The sequence below is a fragment of the Dyadobacter sp. genome (assembly GCF_051859145.1).
GTDB lineage: Bacteria > Bacteroidota > Bacteroidia > Cytophagales > Spirosomataceae > Dyadobacter.
On the sequence record NZ_JBHYGF010000187.1, the window covers coordinates 1,896 to 7,942 of the forward strand.

At 49.4% G+C, this 6,047-nt stretch carries 6 protein-coding genes; 2 read left to right on the forward strand and 4 right to left on the reverse strand.

Annotated elements, in window-relative coordinates; genetic code table 11:
• Window positions 1-1,060, reverse strand: a 1,060-nt coding sequence (locus tag ACTIE6_RS12100; RefSeq protein WP_439556881.1) for a PAS domain S-box protein, incomplete at its 3' end; no start/stop codon positions are given.
• A 210-nt stretch (window positions 1,061-1,270) separates the two neighbouring features.
• On the opposite strand from ACTIE6_RS12100, the gene ACTIE6_RS12105 reads away from it, so the two are divergent.
• Together ACTIE6_RS12105 and ACTIE6_RS12110 are read left to right on the forward strand one after the other, a co-directional pair.
• A complete protein-coding gene (locus tag ACTIE6_RS12105) occupies window positions 1,271-2,017 on the forward strand; it encodes a DUF6597 domain-containing transcriptional factor (protein ID WP_439556882.1) in 747 nt (248 codons plus the stop codon).
• A 32-nt stretch (window positions 2,018-2,049) separates the two neighbouring features.
• Entirely contained in the window at window positions 2,050-3,216 is a 1,167-nt protein-coding gene (locus ACTIE6_RS12110) for an FAD-dependent oxidoreductase (RefSeq protein ID WP_439556883.1), read from the forward strand.
• A 29-nt stretch (window positions 3,217-3,245) separates the two neighbouring features.
• Here ACTIE6_RS12110 and ACTIE6_RS12115 read toward each other — a convergent pair whose 3' ends face one another.
• The 3 genes from ACTIE6_RS12115 to ACTIE6_RS12125 all read right to left on the reverse strand — a co-directional run bounded on the left by ACTIE6_RS12115 (window position 3,246) and on the right by ACTIE6_RS12125 (window position 5,772).
• On the reverse strand, window positions 3,246-4,184 hold the full coding sequence (locus tag ACTIE6_RS12115; protein ID WP_439556884.1) for an NAD(P)-dependent alcohol dehydrogenase: 939 nt from the start codon (window positions 4,182-4,184) through the stop codon (window positions 3,246-3,248).
• Window positions 4,185-4,314: 130 nt separating this feature from the next.
• Window positions 4,315-4,758, reverse strand: coding sequence for a GNAT family N-acetyltransferase (locus ACTIE6_RS12120; protein WP_439556885.1), 444 nt, complete (start codon window positions 4,756-4,758; stop codon window positions 4,315-4,317).
• Between the two features lie 12 nt (window positions 4,759-4,770).
• Entirely contained in the window at window positions 4,771-5,772 is a 1,002-nt protein-coding gene (locus ACTIE6_RS12125) for a quinone oxidoreductase family protein (protein ID WP_439556886.1), read from the reverse strand.
• Window positions 5,773-6,047 lie beyond the last annotated feature (275 nt).

Sequence of the window (6,047 nt, forward strand, 5' to 3'; positions counted from 1 at the left end):
AGTAGGGCCGGGAATCGAGCATGGTACGGAGCAGGTGCTGTTCTTCTGTGGCGCTGGTAAAGCCCGTCAGGCACCCGGCAGACATATCCTGTTGCTCCAACACGTTTACGCTATTGTCATCGGCAAACATGCCGATCCAGGCAGCTTCAAACTTCCCCGTCTCACAGGCAATGCGGCACACTTCTGTGAAGACCGTCTGCGCGTCGGGCGCGTGTACAAGTGTGTGGTTAACCTGGCTTAAAAAAGCATAGAGCCTGTTCAGGTGCAACAGGTTTTCCTCACTGACCTTCTGTTTGGTCACATCACGAAAGTTATCAACAATCCCATTGATAGCAGGCTCATGTAAAAGATTGGTCACCGTTGCTTCGATCCAGCGCCAGGTACCATCCTTGTGAAGCATTCTGCCGGTATGTCCGGGCATCGCCTTGCCGGGATTGGCAGACACTTTGGCCATGGTTTCGTACAGGCCGGTCAGATCGTCGGGGTGCGCTTTGGTAAAAATGTCCATATTCATCACCTCTTCGGCTGTATATCCCAGCACATTTTTCACGGCCAGGGAAACATAGGTTGGCTGCGCATCTTTATTAAGTATCACCACCGCGTCGGTACTATGTTCGATGAGGGTGCGGAATTGCTTTTCCCGGTTGCTTAATTGCTGCAAAAGTGCCTGCTGCTCCCTTTTTACGCCATATGCTTCCAGCGCCTTGTGAATAGCAAACGGCAGCCTGCCCACCTGCGACCAGGCTATGTAATCCTCAACACCCATTGACAGCAACTCCCCGGCCATATCGTCGCTTACCGCGTCAGAAACAACAATGAAGGGAACCATTACCCCGTGCTCCCGCAGTATTTTCAACGCCTGGGAGCAATCAATGTCGGGCAGCTTGTATTCCGAGAGTATAATATCGGGAGGTGATTTTGTAATTACGTTAACAAATTCTTCGTATGTAGCAACCACCTGAATTTCAGCGTGTAGTTGCGCTTTTGAAAGTAACTGTTTCACAATATCCTCCTGCTTCCCTGAATTTTCCAGTAATACTACGCTCAACATACGCTTCATTTCAAATGCATGGGATATTGTGACAACGGACCATTCTACAATGTAATAGTCGGCTAAGTTTTACTCTAATGCAAATGTTCAACCGTTCAGGTTTTAATAAAATAGCACTGGTTGTCGCGTATCTTTTTTCCGCATTCTTAACTGTGAAGGATTTGGCATCGTGTGGTGTTTTTGGGGAAGGAATGTATCTTGCGGAGTAAGTTTTCTTATATGAATAGTATCAGCTTTGAAACGGTGCAGCCCGTTGCGGCATTGGAAACCCTCGTGGAGAGTTTTTGGATACTGACGAACGAAACCGACGGGCAGAAGCCCGCTATTGTATTGCCTGACGGCCGGCTGGATGTCAGCTTTCATTTCGATGACCGGCAGTACCTGGGTTTACACGGCCTGGAAACGCGTCCGTCACAGGTGGAAATCGGTCCGCGTTTCAGGATGTTCTGCATCAGCTTCCGACCTCTTGCAGCGGAATATCTGTTCAAATCCTATTTGCCGCTTCAACCCGACGGCGTCACGTTGTTACCTATTGACTTTTTTAATACAGATATCGGGCAATTTGAAGATCTCAGGCAATTCGCCTCACTACTGACAGATGTACTTCTGGCCAGGATTACTGCCGATATCGACCCACGTAAGAAAAGGCTTTTCGATCTGATATATGATTCTCACGGCGCTATGAGCGTTGCGGAACTTGCTGATCAATCGGGTTGGAGCAGCAGGCAGATCAACCGCTACTACCAGGATACATTTGGCTTGTCGCTTAAAACCTACTGCAACGTACTGCGTTTCAGGTCATCCTTCGGGCATATCAAAGCAGGCAAGCTTTTCCCGGAGGAGAATTATACCGACCAGTCGCATTTCATCCGTGAGATCCGCAAATATGCAGGCGTTATTCCCAAAGAGCTGGCCCGAAACCGGGAAGACCGATTTATACAATTTTCGACCCTGCCACCCGCGTAGTTTTGTTTTGTAAAATCAAACAAGACAAAAACATGGTCATTGAAAATAAAGACATTGCTATCGTCGGCGGCGGGCCCGGCGGTTTAACACTCGCGCGCCTGCTCCAAACGCGCGGCGCCCGGGTTAAAGTGTATGAGCGTGATATCAATAAAGATGTGCGCGTGCAGGGCGCAACGCTCGACCTTCACCAGGAATCGGGGCTGGCGGCATTGCGCGAGGCGGGGCTGCTCGATGCATTCTTTGCAAATTACCGCCCCGATGCCGGCAAACTGCGCGTTACGGATCAGTACGCGCACATTCAGTTCGACGATCACACGTCAGAGTCACTAACAGAAGACCGCCCCGAGATTGACCGCGGCCCGCTGCGGCGTTTGCTGATTGACTCGCTGTCTGATGATACGATCGTATGGGACAGCCACTTTCTGTCCATGGACAAAAGCGGGGCAGGCTGGCTTATGCATTTCAAAAATGGCACAAGTTCCTACGTCGACATCGTGATCGCAGCAGACGGAGCCAATTCCAGGATACGATCTTACATCACCGACATTCAGCCAATCTATTCGGGCATCACGATCGTGGAAGGGAACGTGTACAATGCAGAGAAGAATGCGCCGCGTTTGCACCAGCTGACGAAAGGAGGGAAAGTTTTTGCATTTGGCAATCAACAATCCCTGATACTGAGCGCAAAAGGCGACGGGAGCCTGTCATTTTACACGGGCTGCAATTCGCCGGAGCATTGGGTAAAGGAAAGCGGGATTGACTTTGGGAACAAACAGGAGGTACTGCAATGGTTTAAAGAAGCTTTCAGCTCCTGGGACGGGATTTGGCAGGAGTTATTTGAAAGCGACGAGCTATGGTTCGTGCCGCGGCCGCAGTATCATTATCCAACAGATCAACAATGGGAGCCGCTGGCTAACCTGACGATGATCGGCGATGCTGCACACCGGATGCCGCCTTATGCCGGCGAAGGCGTGAATATGGCAATGCAGGACGCGCTGGAACTGGCGGCGCATTTAGCCAGCGACAGTTATTCGACCGTCAAAGAGGCTATTGCCGCATTCGAACAGCAAATGTGTAAACGCGCCGGTATTGTTACCCAGATAACACTCGAATCCACCGGGATGCTGCATTCGGTAGATGCTTTGAGCAACCTGTTAAGTATGTTCCAAAACGCCGGGCAGCATGGTATCGAACAATAGCGTGCTGCCCGGCTGAGGCGCGATTTCCATCAAATCTCGACTGCTACCTTCCCGGTAAAGCTTTCCTCTTCCACCATCTGATGTGCGGGGCCCAGGTTTTCCAATGCAAACGTTTTGGAGACCTGGGGTTTGATGACACCCGCTTCAATGAGCTTGGCCAGTTGGAAAAGTTCTTCGGAATTCGGTTTCACTACAACCAGTTTCATGCGTTTTTGAAATACCATATCAATGGCCGCGTCAACTACGCCGCCCAGACTGTCGGCTCCGCCACGGGTTGTAACGAAAAGGCCCGTGTCGGTGAGACTGTCTTTGAGATCAGAGATGGTGAAATGGCCGCTGGCATCAAAAATGAGGTCAAATTGCTTCTCTGCCGGGATTTCCTCTTTATCGTATATAATAATGTGGTCTGCGCCGATCTGTTTTGCGAAATCAGCGTGGGATTCACTGCAGGTACCTGTTACCGTGTTGCCGAAGTGCTTGGCGATCTGAACAGCGATGTAACCAACGCCGCCGGTACATCCGGTTATCAGAACATGCTGTCGCGAAAGCATTTTTCCGTTATCCATTAAACCTTGCCAGGCTGTTAATCCTACCAGCGGAATGGAGGCAGCTTCTGTGAAAGAGATGTTTGCAGGCTTGAAATGCATGTTTTCTTCCTCAGCTACGAGCATTTCAGCATAGGCGCCACCTTTTACAGCACTCAGCATTCCGTACACTTCCGAGCCTACATTGAATGCGGGGTTCTTAGATTCCATAACTACTCCGGAGAAATCGGCGCCTAAAACGTGCTGGCCGAACAAACCGGTAATCAGCCGCGTCTTACCTTGCCGCACGAGCGTGTCTACCGGGTTTACAGAAGATGCTTTATTCTGGATCAATACCTGGCCGTCTTCAATTTCAGGCGTGGGCAGATCTGCCATTTTGAAAACTTCGGGGGAACCGTATTCGGTGATAATTGCGGCTTTCATGATTTTGGATGAAATGTTCAGGCAGGGTGACTTAAAAAGTTGTGCCCTGACACAGACTTAAAATCCCAAAGGATCTCATCAATGTGGGAGCCTGTTCCTGAGACAGGCACAAATGCAACTTTAATCGGCATTAACTAACTGTGCGAAGCCTTAAATGGAGGATAGGGAACGGATTTCCGCTCGGGTCTGTGGCAGAGCGGCCTGCTATTTCAAAACCCATTTTCTTGTAAAATTCTAATGCACCCGGATTATCCTCATTGACATCAACCCTGGAAATGCCGAGTTCCCTGATAGCGAAGTGACACAGGCTTTTGCCCAGACCTTTTCCGAAATCGTCCGGGTGAATAAAAAGCATCCCGATTTCATCACCAGTTATCCCGATAAATCCAGCCAACTTTTCAGGGTCCCTGTAAATGCCGAACAGCGAAACGCAAGGAAGATATTCTTCCAATATCAGCGGCTTATAAAACTGAATATCAGCCCTGGAAAGAAAATGATGTGTGGCGGTCACAGAAGCCTCCCACACCGATATGATTTCGTGATAGTGTTTTTCAGATAGCGGCAGGATTTGCATTTGTTTCTTTGATTACTTTCCAGCGTTCAAATTGCTGGCACGAATAATAATTTTCCCAATCGTGTGCCCGGTTTCCATCTCTTCGTGTGCTTTGGCCAGATCTTCCAATGGATACACTTTCGATACATTTGGCTGCAATGTTCCGTTTTCGACCATTTCAACCAGTCTTTTCAGGATAATGTGCTGCCGGTTTTGAGACGGGTTTTGTAACGGCCCGCCCATGAACTGGTAGCTCAATGTGATGTTTTTCAAAAGCAGCCGATAACCTTCCTGCGCATCGATTGACACGGGCAGTATCGAGCAAATATGTCCATTATACGCGGCATAATCAATGCACTGGCTGAATGTGGAACCTCCAACCGTATCCAGGATCAAAGCAGCACCTTCTCCATTGGTCAAATCCATTATGGCGGCTTTTACGTCATCCTGCCGGTAATTTATAACATAGTCCGCACCGAGTGTGGTGCTACAATATTCCATTGATTCCTTCCGACTGGCTGTGGTGACCACTTTACAGCCCACGTATTTGGCAAGCTGTACTGCAAGATGTCCAACCCCGCCCGCACCTGCGTGGATCACGACGAGGTCTCCACTTCGGATATGCAGCCTGTCCAGCAAAGCTTCGAACGCGGTTATGCCAACCAGCGGAATGGCGGCTGCTATCTCGTCGGGAAGATTGCCCGCCAAAGCGCAGGAGCGGTAATCCACGGCCGCATACTCCGCATTCGCGCCGTTCCGGAACGGGGTAGGAGACCCGATTACCCTGTCTCCAATCCTGAATCCTTTTACATTACTTCCCATTCCAACTACCAAACCACAAACATCAAAACCCAGGATCAGCGGAAAGTTGCGCGGAACGGAAGCTTTGTTCCTGATCCGGCAGTCGAGCGGATTTACACTAGTAGTCAAAACTTTTATAACCAGGTCGTCGGCTGTGGCAATGGGCTCCGGCATTTCACAAAGCGCAAAGACTGTCGCTGCCGGACCGTGCGCTGTAATTACATTTGCTTTCATGCGTGTTGGTCAGGATAAAGCATTTCGTCCTGAAAAGATCTGTGCATTGTTAATTGAGACTTTACTGCATTTTCAATGGCACAAAATTGAGAAACGCGTGCATTCGGGGAAAGGCAGAAGTATTTCAAATGCTTGGAATCAGCTGTGAAATGCTGATTATTTGGGTTGAATTGTGCCGGTAAATGTTAGCGCGGCTTTGTTTCCCCGAGCGCAGTGTAGAAGCCTACAATGTATCTTGCATTATTTGCATGAACAATGCCATTGTTACAATTCTT

What these genes read in the sequence shown, in the direction of transcription:
- ACTIE6_RS12105 (WP_439556882.1), top strand. Translation starts at nt 1,271, where the DNA reads ATGAATAGTATCAGCTTTGAAACGGTGCAGCCCGTTGCGGCATTGGAA.
- ACTIE6_RS12110 (WP_439556883.1), top strand. Translation starts at nt 2,050, where the DNA reads ATGGTCATTGAAAATAAAGACATTGCTATCGTCGGCGGCGGGCCCGGC.
- ACTIE6_RS12115 (WP_439556884.1), bottom strand. Translation starts at nt 4,184, where the DNA reads ATGAAAGCCGCAATTATCACCGAATACGGTTCCCCCGAAGTTTTCAAA.
- ACTIE6_RS12120 (WP_439556885.1), bottom strand. Translation starts at nt 4,758, where the DNA reads ATGCAAATCCTGCCGCTATCTGAAAAACACTATCACGAAATCATATCG.
- ACTIE6_RS12125 (WP_439556886.1), bottom strand. Translation starts at nt 5,772, where the DNA reads ATGAAAGCAAATGTAATTACAGCGCACGGTCCGGCAGCGACAGTCTTT.